The sequence below is a fragment of the Streptococcus sp. 339 genome, from assembly GCF_013277285.1.
Classification (GTDB): Bacteria; Bacillota; Bacilli; order Lactobacillales; family Streptococcaceae; genus Streptococcus; species Streptococcus pseudopneumoniae.
In genome coordinates, this window is sequence record NZ_VMMR01000082.1 from 14300 (window position 1) to 30489 (window position 16190).

A 16190-nucleotide genomic window follows, 5' to 3' on the forward strand; every position below is an offset into this window, starting at 1 on the left:
CTTTCTACTCCCCCTTCAATGCTTCAAATTTCGCTTTCATGGTTGGATTTTTCCGGGTCAATTTTTTAACAGAGACATCTTCCAATTTGTTGTTAGCTAAACGGAGTTGGTTTTCAGATGTTGTCAGGAATTTCTTAACCTCTTCCATGCGTTTGATGGCCTTATCGATTTCATCAATAGCTTTTCCAAAGTTGGTCGAAGCTGAGTTGTAGTTCTTGGCAAAGGCTAGCTTAAAGGCATCCAAGTCTTCCTCAAAATGTGTAATGTCGATATTTTGCTCGCGAACAAGCGCTAACTCCTGCTTGTATTTTAAAGAATTAAGAGCCGCATTACGTAAGAGCCCAATCAACTGAATAAAGAATTGAGGACGAACCACATACATCTTTTCATACTCGTGACTGACGTCAACAATCCCTGTGTTAAAGTAGTCGTTATCGGTCTCAAGCATGGTCACTAAAACGGCATACTCACAGTTCTTCTCCCGACGGTCCTTGTCTAATTCCTTGTAAAAATCTGCATTCTTGTGCTTCTTCTCCGTTCCGTCAGCTTCATTCTTCATCTCAAACATGATGGAGATAATCTCTACCCCATTTTCATCACACTCACGGAAGATGAAGTCTCCCTTAGACCCACGCGCAGAGACCTTGTTATCCTTCTCAAAGTAGGCATTTGGAAAGGCGAAACTACGGACCTTGTTAAACTCACTCTCTGCATACTGTTCCAGACTTTCCCCGATCGCTTTTGTAGATTGCTGGGCTTTGAAATTCTTATAGAACTCGACCTGTTCACTGGCTGCTTTAAGCTGGGCTTCATAGTTTTGCTTAACAGAAGCCAAAGACAACTCATTTTCCTTTTCTTGCAGTAGGAGCTGATTTTTGACCTGATCACGTTCTTTTTCTAGGTCAGAAAGGGTCTTTTGCAGTTGATTTTCATGCTCTAAACGCAAGGTAGCCAATTGGTTTTCCAAAGCCTGTACTTCCTTGTCCTTAGCCAAGAGGGCCTGATGGCTTGTCTCTTCAACTTCTTTCTTGGCCAATTCTTTTTCTGTATCAAAGTTTTGGATCTGACTCTGTAATTGCGCGATTTCTTGGTCTTTTTGAGCCAGTTTAGTCTGTTGCTCATTCATAGCCTTTTGCTCAGCCAAGGCCAGTTCCTGCTTCATGCGATCGTGCAATTCCTTATCAAACTCTGCCGTTCTCACTTGGGACAGAAGTTCGGCATACTGACTTTCATTTACTGTAAAGACTTCCCCACAGTTGGGACATTTGATTTCGTTCATAGCGTTCCTCTTTCTAGACTTCTGTATCCATTATATCATGCCTAAAGGAAAATCAAAAACAGTGAGTCGAAACCCACTGTTTATCTTCTTTTACTTTAAATTTTTTCCAAGGCCAAGCGCAAGTCCTCAATCAAATCATCTACATTTTCAAGACCAATTGACAAACGAAGTTGGTTTGGTGTGACACCTGCTGCTTCTAGGTCTTTTTCTGACAATTGACCGTAAGTGGTTGTTGCTGGATGGACAACAAGCGATTTAGCATCTGCCACGTTTGCAAGATCAGAAAAGATTTCTAAATGATCAATGACCTTGCGGGCTTCTGCCTCCCCACCTTTGACATGGAAGGTAAAGATGGAGCCGACACCTTTTGGCAAGTATAGTAGATTGAAACTAGAATAGTACACATATACTTCTAAAACATTGTTAGAAATCGATTTGACTGTCCTGATCGATTCGTCCTATTCTTATTTCATTTTACTATATTTTTATGAAAATCTTAAAAAAATCAGTGAAATTCTGGATTTCACTGATTTGTATTAATAAAATTGTTTATATGGTTGATTGAAAGCTGTTAGGATTTCATCAGATGTTTGTGAATAATCTTTTGTTTCTTTCAAATCACCTTTGACAATAATACGTTCTGTAGCAGCAAGGTCTTCACAGGTTACTAATGTGATTTCATTGACCCCTTCTCTATCATCAACTTCATCAACACGATCCGGTGTCACACGTTTGACTTCACGTATTTCATAAGTATAAACTTTATTTTTATCGGTTAGATAAATCTTCATGCCATTTTTAGCATTATCTAAAGGAGAAAATAACATTTTATTAGCATTATCAACACCAAAGATATGGTGACTAGCTAGACTATAATTTCCTTCCCCCATTACTTGCTCGCGTTTCATTGTACCAGCTCCGTAGAAGAGATTAACATTATCAAGTCCTTTAAAAATCGGCAAATTCATTTCCAATTCAGGAATTGCAATTCCCCCAATAACTGGTAATTTTTGAGCATCCCATTGAGAAGTTAGAACAGCTTCCGAAGAGATAGCTTTGACAGAATCAAAGTCAAAATTGCCTTCTGTATCTTGATTTTCTTCTAATTTTTCTTTTGATACCTGGCTAACTTGATACTTATTGGTATTCCAGACTATGAAAATATTTCGAATTTGCGCATTAAAAATCAAAGCCAGTGACAGTAATATCAGAAATCCTGCTAGGATATTTGTCAGCAGATTTTTTCGCTTGTTTTTCTTTTTATTATTTTTATGAGACATTATTCTTCACCTTCTGTTTCATTTTCTGTCCCAACCTCTTCTTTTTCTGCCACCGCAACCGTTGTGAAAGTCACTATCTGAGCATCTTGATCCAGGCGCATTACTTTAACTCCCATAGTTGCACGTCCTGTTTGTGAAATATTGGCAAGATTGGTTCGAATCATGACACCTGTATCAGTGATAATCATCAAATCCTCATCCCCTTGAACAGTCATAAGACCGGCCAGCAAGCCATTTTTTTCGGTAATTTTAGCTGTCTGCATTCCCTTACCACCACGACCTTTTGTTGGGTATTCAGTAGCGACTGTACGCTTACCATATCCTTTTTCTGTGATAATAAGAACCTCATCTTGATCAGTAATCAAGCTGGCACCAACAACTGTGTCTCCTTCACGAAGGTTAACACCTTTCACACCAGTGGCGATACGACTCATACCACGAACGGCTGATTGATTAAAGCGAACTGCATAACCAAACTTGGTACCAATGATAATATCCATATCTCCTTCCGCCAACAAGACATTGATTAACTCATCTTCATCCTTTAAATTCAGCGCTTTGAGACCATTTTGACGAATATTGGCAAATTCCTTAACACTGGTTCTCTTCACAATACCGTGACGGGTTGTAAAGAAGAGATAAGCATCATCACTGCGATCAGACTCAACATTGATAACCGTCTGAATATTTTCGTCTTCATCCAATTTCAAGAGATTGACTACTGGTAGCCCTTTGGCAGTCCGACCATACTCAGGAATTTCATAACCTTTCAAACGATAAACTCGTCCTTTATTTGTGAAGAAGAGCAGATGATCATGGGTGCTAGTTGACACTAACTCACGAACAAAGTCATCATCTTTCACTCCTGTTCCTTGGACACCACGACCCCCACGTTTTTGAGCAGTAAATTCAGCTTGGTCCAGACGTTTAATGTATCCTTTGTTAGAAAGGGTAATTAAGACATCCGATTCTTCAATCAAGTCCTCATCCTCGAGACTCAAGACCTGTCCAACCATCAACTCTGTACGGCGTTTATCGGAAAATTTACGTTTAACTTCATCCAATTCGTCTTTGATGATTTGAGAAACACGTTCAGGCTTAGCAAGAATATCCGCTAAGTCCGCAATCAGAGCCAAGAGGTCATCATACTCAGATTGAATCTTATCGCGTTCCAAACCTGTCAAACGACGAAGACGCATGTCTAGGATGGCCTGACTTTGACGTTCAGAAAGCTTAAACTTACTCATCAACTCAGCTTGTGCTTCCGCATCCGTTTCACTAGCACGAATGATACGAATCACTTCGTCGATATGGTCTAGCGCAATCAAGAGACCTTCTAAGATATGAGCGCGCGCTTCCGCTTTTTCCTTATCAAAACGTGTGCGACGAACAACTACTTCTTTTTGGTGCTCGATATAAGCATCCAAAATCTGACGAAGAGACAAAATTTTCGGTATACCATTTTGGATAGCCAGCATATTGAAACCAAAGTTGGTTTGCATCTGGGTCATCTTGAAAAGATTATTGAGGATAACATTGGCTGACGCATCACGCTTGACTTCAATAACAAATCGAACACCCTCACGGTTTGACTCATCACGTACTGCTGTAATCCCCTCAATGCGTTTTTCCTGAACCAAGCGAACAATATGCTCATGCACCTTGGTTTTGTTGACCATATAAGGAAATTCTGTTACAACAATGCGCTCACGGCCAGTCTTAGTTTCTTCGATTTCGGTACGAGAACGTAGGACAATCGAACCTTTACCCGTTTCATAAGCCTTGTGGATACCTGATTTCCCCATGACAAGGGCACCTGTTGGAAAATCTGGTCCAGGCAAGACTTCCATCAATTCCTTGGTAGTCACTTCAGGATTATCCATGACCAACTTCACTGCATCAATGGTTTCACCTAGATTATGAGGTGGAATATTGGTTGCCATCCCAACCGCAATACCAGTTGCTCCATTAACCAAAAGGTTTGGAAAACGCGCTGGCAAGACCAAGGGTTCCCGTTCGTTGGCATCATAGTTATCAACGAAATCAACTGTATTTTTGTTGATATCACGAAGCATTTCCAGAGCAATCTTGCTCATACGTGCCTCGGTATAACGTTGAGCGGCAGCACTATCTCCATCCATGGAACCAAAATTCCCATGACCATCTACAAGCATGTAACGGTAGCTCCACCATTGAGCCATACGGACCATGGCTTCATAGATAGAGGAATCCCCGTGTGGGTGGTATTTACCCATGACATCCCCTGTAATACGAGCAGATTTTTTATGGGGTTTGTCTGGAGTAACACCCAATTCATTCATTCCGTAGAGAATGCGACGGTGAACAGGTTTTAAGCCATCTCGAACATCAGGAAGAGCTCGCGCTACGATAACACTCATGGCGTAGTCGATAAAGCTAGCCTTCATCTCCTTTGTCAGATTGACATTCACTAAATTTTTATCCTGCATTAATAAATGCCTCATTTCACAATTAGTAAGTAACAACATTATACCATAAATTTCCATCTATTTCAGCCTCTAAACCACTAAAACGTTTACATAGAGAACTATACGGCATATTCGTGACAAAGTTTTTTAAAAGTGATAGAATGAAGTTGTCTAGGGAAAATCCCCTAATAAAATTAAGGAGATGTTTAGAACAATGACTTCAACTAAACAACACAAAAAAGTTATCCTTGTCGGTGATGGTGCTGTAGGTTCATCTTACGCTTTTGCACTTGTTAACCAAGGAATTGCACAAGAGCTTGGAATTATCGAAATTCCACAATTGCATGAAAAAGCTGTTGGTGATGCGCTTGACCTTAGTCACGCCCTTGCCTTCACTTCACCTAAAAAAATCTATGCAGCTCAATACTCTGACTGTGCAGACGCTGACCTTGTTGTGATCACTGCAGGTGCACCTCAAAAACCAGGTGAAACTCGTCTTGACCTTGTAGGTAAAAACCTTGCTATCAACAAATCAATCGTAACTCAAGTTGTTGAATCAGGTTTCAAAGGTATCTTCCTTGTTGCTGCTAACCCAGTTGACGTTTTGACTTACTCAACTTGGAAATTCTCTGGTTTCCCTAAAGAACGCGTTATCGGTTCAGGTACTTCACTTGACTCAGCTCGTTTCCGTCAAGCCCTTGCTGAAAAAATCGGTGTTGACGCTCGTTCAGTTCACGCCTATATCATGGGTGAACACGGTGACTCTGAGTTTGCCGTTTGGTCACATGCTAACGTTGCCGGTGTAAAATTGGAACAATGGTTGCAAGCTAACCGTGACTTGAATGAAGCTGACCTTGTAGAACTCTTCATTTCTGTTCGCGACGCTGCATACTCAATCATTAACAAGAAAGGTGCTACATACTACGGTATCGCTGTAGCCCTCGCTCGTATCACTAAAGCAATCCTTGACGATGAAAACGCAGTACTTCCACTTTCCGTATTCCAAGAAGGTCAATACGGAATTGAGAACGTCTTTATCGGTCAACCAGCTATCGTTGGAGCACACGGTATCGTTCGTCCAGTAAACATTCCATTGAACGATGCAGAAACTCAAAAAATGCAAGCATCTGCTAAAGAATTGCAAGCTATTATTGACGAAGCATGGAAAAATCCAGAATTCTAAGAAGCTTCTAAAAATTAATTTAACTATAGACAACTCCTTGAATCATCAGGGAGTTGTTTTTTTCCTGTATTATATGAAATAGTACCCCGTTACTCTAAAATGTTGTTATAAAATGCTTTAAATTCCTAATTGATTTGTTCAAATTTTATTTCATTTCTCTATAAAACGCATATTATCAAATTTTTATACCTGATAATATGCGTTCTATTGTGTCAAAACTTACTTGATTTCTCCTCGAATCAAGTTTTGTTTTGTCTCACCTTTATGATATTTTTTCAACTAAGTCTTTTATCATTCGATGTAGTTCTTCGATTTTTTCAGATTGTTTCTCTATTAATATTCTTTGGCTCGATAATTCGTCTTTGAGTTTATCAAGTTTTATCTGTTCATCTGGATTATCCTTTACAAAAAAGTTCGTCAAAGCACTTGTTAGCATCCCTATTGTTCCAATACCGACAAGCATCAGTAAAACTGCTAGCCATTTCCCAAAAAGGGAAACTGGAACAATATCACCATAACCAACAGTAGTTACTGTCACAAGAGCCCACCAAAGACTATCTGATAAGGATTTTTCTTCAACAACGGATAAAATCGAACTCCCTACTAGAACAATAAAGATATTAACATATAAGATATAAATCAGGCCATTTGTCCGTAAGAATCTACTAATTTTTCTTTCTAATTTACCTGTAAGTCCAATTATTCTAAGTAAACGAGTCAGTTTCAGTAATTTTGTCAGCCTTGCTAAGCGGAAGATACGTCCTAATCGAAACACTGTAAAAATAGCATTTAAAGGGAGAATAGTCAATAAATCAAAAATATTTTCAAGAATAAAGCGCCATTTTCTTTTAGTAATAAAAAAGCGCCAACTATAATCAATTACAAAAACACCCCAGATTACTAAATCAATAATACTATAAGGCGGATTGTCCAAATCAATCATCTCAGCAAATCCAAGTAATACCAGAATAACAGAGATTAAAGCAAGTAAAATAATTGTTGTATCATAATAATCTGCAAATAACCATTTTTTATTCAAATTTTTACTATCCTTACTTTCTATACTGTTATTACTCAGCTTTAATTCAATAAATATCTCTCCTATGACCAACTTCTAGAGTAGCAATGACTAATTCATCATCTACAATTTGTACGATAACTCGATAATTACCAATTCTATAGCACCATTGACCAACGCGATTACCAACCAAAGCCTTTCCGTGTCGTCTTGGGTCTTCCAAAACATTGGATTGTAAATAGTTTGTAATTAGCTTCTGCGTATAACGGTCCAATTTTTTCAATTGCTTGATGAAACGTCTTGTTGGAACTAATTTATACAAATTATTCATCCTCCAAGCCTAAATCATGCATCATTTCTTCCCAAGTAATGAGTTCAACCCCTTTTTCCAAGTCTTCTAAATACTCTTGATAGGCTAAATCTGCTACACGAGCGTCGTATTCGTCTTCTAAAGCTTCAAGAGTTTTTGTGCGGATAAGTTCCGACAGAGAAACTCCTTCAAACTTAGCCATTGCTTTCATAAATGTTTTATCAGCTTCAGAAACTTTTAATGTAATAGTAGCCATCTTTTGCACTCCCTTTTTTAATAGTAACACCATTGTATTACTTTTTAGGTGTTCAGTCAATATAAAAAGAACACCTTCTTAGCGTTCTTTCTATATCTCTGTCAAAGGTGTGGCGGTATCTGGTGAGGTATCATAAACCTTAAAGTCTACTCCAACTCCCAGATCAGCTTGTGCTAGCTGGTTGACCATGGTCATGTGAGCCAGCTCCTTGATATTGTTTTCCTTAGATAAATGCCCAAGGTAAATCTTCTTAGTGCGATTTCCTAGCGTCCGAATCATGGCTTCGGCACCATCTTCGTTAGAAAGGTGACCCAGATCCGATAGAATTCGTTGTTTGAGTCGCCAAGCGTAAGAACCTGCTCGCAAAATCTCTACATCATGGTTGGATTCGATAAGATAGCCGTCCGCATTTTCGACAATCCCTGCCATACGGTCACTGACATAACCTGTATCTGTCAAAAGGACAAAACTTTTATCATCTTTCATAAAGCGATAGAACTGCGGTGCGACTGCATCATGGCTGACACCAAAACTCTCGATGTCAATATCTCCAAAGGTTTTGGTTTTGCCCATCTCAAAGATATGCTTTTGCGAAGAATCCACCTTGCCAAGATATTTACTATTTTCCATAGCCTGCCAGGTCTTTTCATTGGCGTAAAGATCCATACCATACTTGCGAGCTAAAACGCCCACTCCATGGATATGATCTGAATGCTCATGGGTAATCAAGATGGCATCCAGGTCTTCTGGTTTGCGGTTAATTTCAGCAAGTAGGCTGGTGATTTTTTTGCCAGACAAGCCTGCATCCACTAAAAGCTTCTTTTTTGGGGTTTCCAAATAAAAGGAATTTCCACTGGAACCCGACGCTAAAATACTGTATTTAAAGCCTGTTTCACTCATTCTAGTCTTCTACTTCATCCTCCCATACTTCTTCTTTCACTGCATCCTTATCATAAGGGAGCACAATGGTAAAGGTTGACCCCTTACCGTATTCACTCTTGGCCCAAATAAAGCCCTTATGTTGTTTGATAATTTCCTTGGCAATAGACAGTCCCAAACCTGTACCACCTTGGGCACGACTTCTAGCACGATCCACACGATAAAAACGGTCAAAGATACGTGGTAAATCCTGCTTAGGAATGCCTAAACCATGGTCAGAAATGGATAAAATCATCTGGTCTTCAGTTGTCTTCATTCTGATAGTGATTTTACCTCCATCTGGCGAATACTTAATAGCATTATTTAAAATATTATCAATCACCTGTGTCATCTTGTCTGTATCAATTTCCATCCAGATAGAATTGATAGGATAATCTCTCACCAGCTCATATTTCTTTTCTTTTTCCTGTCCTTTCATCTTGTCAAAACGATTGAGGATAAAGGTAATAAAGGCAGTGAAGTTAATCAGTTCCACATCCAAGTGACTGGTGGCGTTATCAATCCGTGAAAGATGAAGGAGGTCCGTCACCATGCGCATCATACGGTTGGTTTCATCAAGAGAAACCTTGATAAAGTCTGGTGCTACAGTTTCACACAAAGCTCCCTCATCCAAGGCTTCAAGATAGGATTTCACGCTGGTTAAAGGAGTCCGTAACTCATGACTAACGTTGGAAACAAAGAGTCTCCGTTCGCGCTCTTCCTTCTCCTGCTCCGTCGTATCATGCAAAACAGCCACCAAACCTGAAATAAAGCCAGACTCTCGACGAATCAAGGCAAAGCGAACTCGAAGGCTAAGATATTCCCCATTGATGTCTTGGGAATCTAGCAACAATTCTGGACTTTGGGTAATCAAATCACGCAATTCATAGTCTTCTTCTATCTTGAGCAATTCCAAAATGCTTCTATTCAGAACATCTTCTTTAACCAGCCCCAGTTGCTTCTTGGCTGTATCGTTAATCATGATAATCTGCCCCCGACGATTGGTCGCAAGAACCCCATCTGTCATATAAAACAGAATACTATTTAGCCTCTTACTCTCTTGTTCTAGATTTTCCTGAGTGAGACGAATAACCTCCGACAAGTCATTCAAATTATTGGTAATGTTGGTGATTTCAGACCCACCTTGCATATCAAGAACCTTGGAATAATCTCCTGCAATCAAATCTTTAACCTTTTGATTGATTTGCTTCAATCGAATATTATCACGTCTATTCTCTAGTAATAGAAGGGTCACAACAAGGATGAAACCTAACAAAATCAGGATAAAGATAAAATCTCTGGTAAAAATGGTTTGTTTCAGTAAATCAAGCATTATTTCTCATGTAATACCCTACACCACGGCGCGTCAAGATATACTCTGGTCGGCTGGGTGTATCTTCAATCTTCTCACGCAGACGTCTGATGGTTACGTCAACTGTTCGAACATCTCCGAAATAATCATACCCCCAGACTGTTTCAAGCAAGTGTTCACGCGTAATTACTTGACCGATATGAGAAGCCAAGTGATACAAAAGCTCAAATTCACGGTGAGTTAAGTCTAGTTCTTCACCGTATTTCTTAGCAACATAGGCATCTGGAACAATCTCCAAGTTCCCAATTTGCAAGGGTTGAGTTTTATTTTCATCTGATTCTTGATGATCTACAGAAGTCAAATCTGTACGACGAAGAAGAGCTTTGACACGCGCCTGCAACTCACGATTTGAGAAGGGTTTTGTCACATAGTCATCCGCTCCAAGCTCTAAACCTATAACCTTATCAAATTCGCTATCCTTAGCTGACAGCATGATAATAGGAACACTACTGGTCTTGCGAATGGTCTTAGCAACTTCTAAACCATCAATTTCTGGAAGCATCAAATCCAAAATAATAATATCTGGTTGCTCTGCTTCAAATTGTTCTAGCGCTTCACGACCGTTAAAAGCAGTTACAACTTCGTAACCTTCCTTGGTCATATTAAACTTGATAATATCCGAGATTGGTTTCTCATCATCTACAATTAGTATTTTTTTCATATGTTCACCTTTTTCTCTACTATTATACCAAAAAAATAGCAAGAAGACACGATAGCTAGTCTTTGCTACTGTCTAAGTTGGCTTGTGTATAAGCCTGCCAGATTTTCTGTTGGGGTTTGGCAAGTGGAACATCCTTGAACTCTTCTGGTGAAAGCCAGCGAACTTCCCTATCTGAAAAATCATGGAAGTCACTCACTTGACCTGCTACAATCTGTACATGCCACTTTCGATGGCTAAAGACATGCTTGACAGTCTCAAAATAAACATCAAGCCAATCAACATCTAAGTCATAGTCCTGCTGAAAACTCTCCTCTGGACTGGGACCAAAGTTCACACTTTCTTCTGCAACCTGATGGAAGAGGTCAAACTGCTCCTCTTGCGAAAAGTCATCTACTTCTACCAGTGGGAAATGCCAAAAGCCTGCCAATAGCTTTTCACTTTCATTTTTTTCAAGTAAAAATTGTCCCTGAGTATTTTTGACCACCAAGGCTTTAAGATAAATAGGAACAGGCTTTTTCTTGGGAGCCTTAATTGGATAACGTTCCATGGTTCCATTCTGATATGCCGCACTAAAATCCTTCACTGGACTCTCTTCTGGCCTAGGATTTACAGGAGCCTCAATATCAGATCCTAAATCCATCAAAGCTTGATTAAAGTCACCTGGCCTTTCTGGGTCAATCAAGATTTCCATCATTGCCTGAAAAATTTTGCGATTACTTGGAATCCCAATATCATGATTGACCTCAAATAGACGCGCCAAAACACGCATGACATTACCATCAACAGCTGGCTCAGGCAAGTTAAAAGCAATACTGGAAATGGCTCCTGCTGTGTAAGGTCCAATTCCTTTCAAGCTGGAAATTCCTTCATAGGTGTTTGGAAATTGGCCACCAAAGTCAGTCATAATCTGCTGAGCTGCAGCCTGCATATTACGAACTCGAGAATAATATCCCAGTCCCTCCCATGCCTTCAACAAACCTTCTTCAGGTGCCGTTGCCAAACTTTCCACTGTTGGAAACCAGTCCAAGAATCTTTCATAGTAAGGGATAACCGTATCCACTCTGGTCTGCTGGAGCATAATTTCAGAAACCCAGATATGATAAGGATTTTTACTTCTACGCCACGGTAAATCTCTTTTGTTTTCATCATACCAAGCGAGAAGTTTCTCACGGAAAGAAATAATCTTCTCCTCCGGCCACATGACAATACCGTATTCTTTCAAATCTAACATATCTCTAGTATAACACAGAAGACTCTAACTGTCCTTTTCCTAGTATTAATACTCTTCGAAAATCTCTTCAAACCACGTCAACGTCGCCTTGCCGTAGGTATGGTTCCTGACTTCGTCAGTCTTATCTGCAACCTCAAAACAGTGTTTTGAGCAATCTGCGGCTAGTTTCCTAGTTTGCTCTTTGATTTTCATTGAGTATAAAAAGCCTCTTCCCAAGGGAAAGAGGACTAAATTTTATTGATGAACTGCTTGCAGCAAATAAGAAATAGGTAGGGCAAAAATATTTAAACTCAAAAAACGCATAATATCCGGTGTTGAAAAACCTTGATATTATGCGCTCTATTATGGGAAAATTTACTTCATTTTCTCCTGAAATTGAGTTTTTACCCAGTCTCTCAAAGTCAATTTCAATCCACTAGAACAAGCCTAGAACGGTTCCATCGCTTTCAACATCCATGTTGAGAGCAGCTGGTCGTTTTGGAAGTCCTGGCATGGTCATGACATCACCAGTTAAGGCAACGATAAAGCCTGCACCTAATTTTGGCACCAATTCGCGAATGGTAATTTCAAAGTTTTCAGGTGCTCCAAGTGCATTTGGATTATCTGAAAAACTATATTGAGTTTTTGCCATACAGATTGGCAATTTGTCCCAACCGTTTTGAACGATTTGAGCAATTTGTGTTTGAGCTTTCTTCTCAAAGTTTACTTTGCTACCACGGTAGATTTCAGTAACAATCTTTTCAATCTTTTCTTGAACAGAAAGGTCATTGTCATACAAACGTTTATAGTTAGCTGGATTTTCAGCGATAGTCTTGACAACCGCTTCAGCAAGAGCTACTCCACCTTCCGCGCCATCAGCCCAGACACTAGCCAATTCAACTGGTACATCGATTGAGGCACAAAGTTCTTTTAAGGCTGCAATTTCTGCTTCAGTATCAGACACAAATTCGTTGATAGCAACAACTGCTGGAATACCGAACTTACGGATGTTCTCAACATGGCGTTTCAAGTTGGCAAAACCTGCACGCACTGCTTCTACGTTTTCCTCTGTCAAAGCATCTTTAGCCACGCCACCATTCATCTTAAGGGCACGAAGAGTTGCTACAATAACTACTGCATCTGGAGATGTTGGCAAGTTTGGTGTCTTAATATCAAGGAATTTCTCAGCACCAAGGTCTGCACCAAAACCAGCTTCAGTAACTGTGTAATCAGCCAAGTGAAGGGCTGTGCTTGTTGCCAAGACTGAATTACATCCATGAGCGATATTGGCAAATGGACCACCGTGTACAAAGGCAGGTGTTCCGTAAATTGTCTGAACCAAGTTCGGCTTAATCGCATCCTTCAAAATCAAAGCCAAGGCACCCTCAACCTGCAAATCACCTACAGAAACAGGTGTACGATCATAGCGATAACCTATAACAATATTAGCCAAACGGCGTTTCAAGTCCTCAATATCCGTCGCCAAGCAAAGAATCGCCATGATTTCGGAAGCAACGGTAATGTCAAAGCCATCCTCACGTGGGATACCATTTAGAGGACCACCAAGTCCAACGGTTACATGACGAAGTGCACGATCATTCAAGTCCACTACACGTTTCCAGAGGATACGACGTTGGTCAATTCCCAACTCATTGCCTTGGTGCAAGTGGTTGTCAATCAAGGCAGAAAGGGCGTTGTTAGCAGTTGTAATGGCATGCATGTCTCCAGTGAAGTGGAGATTAATATCTTCCATTGGCAGAACTTGGGCATAACCACCACCAGCAGCACCCCCCTTAATTCCCATTACTGGACCAAGAGATGGTTCGCGAATAGCAATCATCGTTTTCTTGCCAATCTTGTTCAAGGCATCCGCAAGACCAATAGTAATAGTTGATTTTCCTTCACCTGCAGGTGTTGGGTTGATGGCAGTAACCAAAATCAATTTGCCAACTGGATTGCTTTCAACTGCACGAATTTTATCAAAGCTAAGCTTAGCCTTGTACTTTCCATACAACTCCAAATCGTCGTAAGAAATTCCAAGCTTCTCTACAACATCAACAATGGGCTTCAACTCAATACTCTGTGCGATTTCAATATCTGTTTTCATTCAAAACTCCTCTAACCTCTTATATGATAATTCATTATATCACAAAACAAGATTTTTAACATCCTCAAACTCTCTAAACGTTCGTAAATATCCATTTTTTTAAGGTTTTTAGAGCCCTTTCTTAAATTTTATATGGCTTTATAGTTTGAAACTATAGTAAATATTCGTTTCTACCAAAAATTTATCACTTTCATTTTACTTACCGTTTATTTTTGTGTACAATAGTGCTATGAAAATTTTAGTTACATCGGGCGGTACCAGTGAAGCTATCGATAGCGTCCGCTCTATCACTAACCATTCTACAGGTCGCTTGGGGAAAATCATCACAGAAACCCTGCTAGCTGCAGGGCATGAAGTTTGTTTAATGACGACAAAACGAGCTTTGAAGCCAGAATCCCATCCCAACCTAAGTATTCGAGAAATTAACAATACCAAGGACCTTCTACTGGAAATGCAAGAATGTGTTCAGGATTATCAGGTCTTGATCCACTCAATGGCTGTTTCTGACTACACTCCTTTTTATATGACAGGGCTTGAGGAAGTTCAGGCTAGCTCCAATCTGGAAGAATTTTTAAGCAAGCAGAATCATCAGGCTAAGATTTCTTCAACTGATGAGGTTCAGGTTTTGTTCCTTAAAAAGACACCCAAAATCATATCCCTAGTCAAGGAATGGAATCCTGCTATTCATCTGATTGGTTTCAAACTGCTGGTTGATGTTAACGAAGATCATCTGGTTGACATTGCTAGAAAAAGTCTTATCAAGAACCAAGCAGATTTAATCATCGCGAATGACCTGACTCAAATCTCAGCGAACCAGCATCGTGCTATCTTTGTCGAAAAAGATCAGCTTCAAACAGCCCAGACTAAAGAAGAAATTGCAGAACTCCTCCTTGAAAAAATTCAAGCCTATCATTCATAGAAAGGAAAGCTATGGCAAACATTCTCTTGGCTGTAACGGGCTCAATCGCCTCTTATAAGTCGGCAGATTTAGTCAGTTCTCTAAAAAAACAAGGCCATCAAGTCACTGTCTTAATGACTCAGGCTGCTACAGAGTTTATCCAACCTTTGACACTACAGGTACTCTCACAGAATCCTGTCCACTTGGATGTCATGAAAGAACCCTATCCTGATCAGGTCAATCATATCGAACTTGGAAAAAAAGCAGATTTATTTATCGTGGTACCTGCAACTGCTAACACTATTGCAAAACTAGCTCACGGATTTGCGGACAACATGGTAACCAGTACAGCTCTAGCCCTACCAAGTCATATTCCCAAACTAATAGCTCCTGCTATGAATACAAAAATGTATGACCATCCAGTAACTCAGAATAATCTGAAAACATTAGAAACCTACGGCTATCAGCTGATTGCTCCTAAGGAATCCCTACTAGCTTGTGGAGACCACGGACGAGGAGCTTTAGCTGACCTCACAATTATTTTAGAAAGAATAAAGGAAACTATCGATGAAAAAACGCTCTAATATTGCACCCATTGCTATCTTTTTTGCTACCATGCTCGTGATACACTTTCTGAGCTCACTTATCTTTAACCTTTTTCCATTTCCAATCAAACCGACCATTGTTCATATTCCTGTCATTATTGCCAGCATTATTTATGGTCCACGAGTTGGGGTTACACTTGGATTTTTGATGGGATTACTTAGCTTGACGGTTAACACGATTACGATTCTACCGACAAGCTACCTCTTCTCTCCCTTCGTACCAAACGGAAACATCTACTCAGCTATCATTGCCATCGTCCCACGTATTTTGATTGGTTTAACTCCTTACTTAGTCTATAAACTGATGAAAAACAAGACTGGTCTGATTTTAGCTGGAGCCCTTGGTTCACTAACCAATACAGTCTTTGTACTTGGTGGAATTTTCTATCTTTTTGGAAATGTTTTTGATGGTAATATCCAAAAACTCCTAGCAACTGTTATCTCAACAAATTCGATTGCCGAATTAATCATTTCCGCAGTTCTAACCCTAGCCATTGTTCCAAGACTACAAACCTTGAAGAAATAAAAACAATCTCCACTTTCATACTTGAAGGTGGAGATTTTGCTCTATACAGTTTCTTTTTAGTGAAATCTTTACCAATATTTATACTCAATGAAAATCAAAAAGTAAACTAGGAAGCTAGCC

The 16190-nt window shown here is 39.8% G+C and carries 16 protein-coding genes and 1 pseudogene; 4 read left to right on the forward strand and 13 right to left on the reverse strand.

Annotation, left to right across the window (positions count from 1 at the left end):
• Positions 1-4 precede the first annotated feature (4 nt).
• The 4 genes and pseudogenes from HT736_RS09340 to gyrA all read right to left on the reverse strand — a co-directional run bounded on the left by HT736_RS09340 (position 5) and on the right by gyrA (position 5027).
• Positions 5-1279 carry a DUF2130 domain-containing protein gene (locus HT736_RS09340; protein WP_079252944.1) on the reverse strand — a complete coding sequence of 425 codons (1275 nt, stop codon included), beginning with the start codon at positions 1277-1279 and terminating at the stop codon, positions 5-7.
• A 95-nt stretch (positions 1280-1374) separates the two neighbouring features.
• A pseudogene (locus tag HT736_RS09345) lies at positions 1375-1656 on the reverse strand (PLP-dependent transferase); the annotation flags it as partial.
• Between the two features lie 159 nt (positions 1657-1815).
• The gene (gene srtA / locus HT736_RS09350; RefSeq protein WP_000018518.1) at positions 1816-2559 is read right to left on the reverse strand and encodes a sortase SrtA; all 744 of its coding nucleotides are present in this window, start codon (positions 2557-2559) and stop codon (positions 1816-1818) included.
• Complete coding sequence (gene gyrA, locus HT736_RS09355; protein ID WP_001153001.1) at positions 2559-5027, reverse strand: DNA gyrase subunit A; 2469 nt, start codon at positions 5025-5027, stop codon at positions 2559-2561. The genes srtA and gyrA overlap by 1 nt, the downstream gene beginning before the upstream one ends.
• A gap of 193 nt (positions 5028-5220) precedes the next feature.
• Here gyrA and HT736_RS09360 point away from each other — a divergent pair, with 193 nt between their 5' ends.
• A complete protein-coding gene (locus HT736_RS09360; protein WP_000204723.1) occupies positions 5221-6189 on the forward strand; it encodes an L-lactate dehydrogenase in 969 nt (322 codons plus the stop codon).
• Between the two features lie 262 nt (positions 6190-6451).
• Here HT736_RS09360 and HT736_RS09365 read toward each other — a convergent pair whose 3' ends face one another.
• The 9 genes from HT736_RS09365 to HT736_RS09405 form a co-directional block, all read right to left on the reverse strand.
• On the reverse strand, positions 6452-7228 hold the full coding sequence (locus tag HT736_RS09365) for an ion channel (RefSeq protein ID WP_172930975.1): 777 nt from the start codon (positions 7226-7228) through the stop codon (positions 6452-6454).
• A 46-nt stretch (positions 7229-7274) separates the two neighbouring features.
• Entirely contained in the window at positions 7275-7529 is a 255-nt protein-coding gene (locus tag HT736_RS09370; RefSeq protein ID WP_014017264.1) for a type II toxin-antitoxin system RelE/ParE family toxin, read from the reverse strand.
• A 1-nt stretch (position 7530) separates the two neighbouring features.
• The gene (locus HT736_RS09375; RefSeq protein ID WP_172930976.1) at positions 7531-7773 is read right to left on the reverse strand and encodes a DUF6290 family protein; all 243 of its coding nucleotides are present in this window, start codon (positions 7771-7773) and stop codon (positions 7531-7533) included.
• Positions 7774-7863: 90 nt separating this feature from the next.
• Positions 7864-8673 carry an MBL fold metallo-hydrolase gene (locus tag HT736_RS09380; RefSeq protein WP_000004962.1) on the reverse strand — a complete coding sequence of 270 codons (810 nt, stop codon included), beginning with the start codon at positions 8671-8673 and terminating at the stop codon, positions 7864-7866.
• A gap of 1 nt (position 8674) precedes the next feature.
• Positions 8675-10024: a cell wall metabolism sensor histidine kinase VicK gene (gene vicK / locus HT736_RS09385; protein ID WP_172930977.1), complete on the reverse strand. Its 1350-nt coding sequence runs from the start codon at positions 10022-10024 to the stop codon at positions 8675-8677.
• Entirely contained in the window at positions 10017-10724 is a 708-nt protein-coding gene (gene yycF, locus HT736_RS09390; RefSeq protein ID WP_172930978.1) for a response regulator YycF, read from the reverse strand. Before yycF ends, vicK begins: the two co-directional genes overlap by 8 nt.
• 55 nt (positions 10725-10779) lie before the next feature.
• Positions 10780-11955 carry an A/G-specific adenine glycosylase gene (gene mutY, locus HT736_RS09395; RefSeq protein WP_050090936.1) on the reverse strand — a complete coding sequence of 392 codons (1176 nt, stop codon included), beginning with the start codon at positions 11953-11955 and terminating at the stop codon, positions 10780-10782.
• A 45-nt stretch (positions 11956-12000) separates the two neighbouring features.
• Complete coding sequence (locus tag HT736_RS11815; RefSeq protein WP_044012407.1) at positions 12001-12147, reverse strand: hypothetical protein; 147 nt, start codon at positions 12145-12147, stop codon at positions 12001-12003.
• A 223-nt stretch (positions 12148-12370) separates the two neighbouring features.
• Positions 12371-14041 (reverse strand): formate--tetrahydrofolate ligase, encoded by a 1671-nt coding sequence (locus tag HT736_RS09405; protein WP_172930979.1) that lies wholly within the window; start codon positions 14039-14041, stop codon positions 12371-12373.
• Positions 14042-14270: 229 nt separating this feature from the next.
• Between HT736_RS09405 and coaB the strand changes: the two genes are divergently transcribed.
• Genes coaB through HT736_RS09420 form a run of 3 tightly spaced genes read left to right on the forward strand, consistent with a single transcriptional unit; the run spans position 14271 to position 16070 of the window.
• Positions 14271-14960, forward strand: a complete 690-nt coding sequence (gene coaB, locus HT736_RS09410) for a phosphopantothenate--cysteine ligase (protein WP_023936209.1) — start codon at positions 14271-14273, stop codon at positions 14958-14960.
• Positions 14961-14971: 11 nt separating this feature from the next.
• Positions 14972-15523, forward strand: coding sequence for a phosphopantothenoylcysteine decarboxylase (gene coaC / locus HT736_RS09415; protein WP_001284128.1), 552 nt, complete (start codon positions 14972-14974; stop codon positions 15521-15523).
• The gene (locus tag HT736_RS09420) at positions 15507-16070 is read left to right on the forward strand and encodes an ECF transporter S component (protein ID WP_023933626.1); all 564 of its coding nucleotides are present in this window, start codon (positions 15507-15509) and stop codon (positions 16068-16070) included. Before coaC ends, HT736_RS09420 begins: the two co-directional genes overlap by 17 nt.
• The last annotated feature ends 120 nt before the right edge of the window (positions 16071-16190 follow it).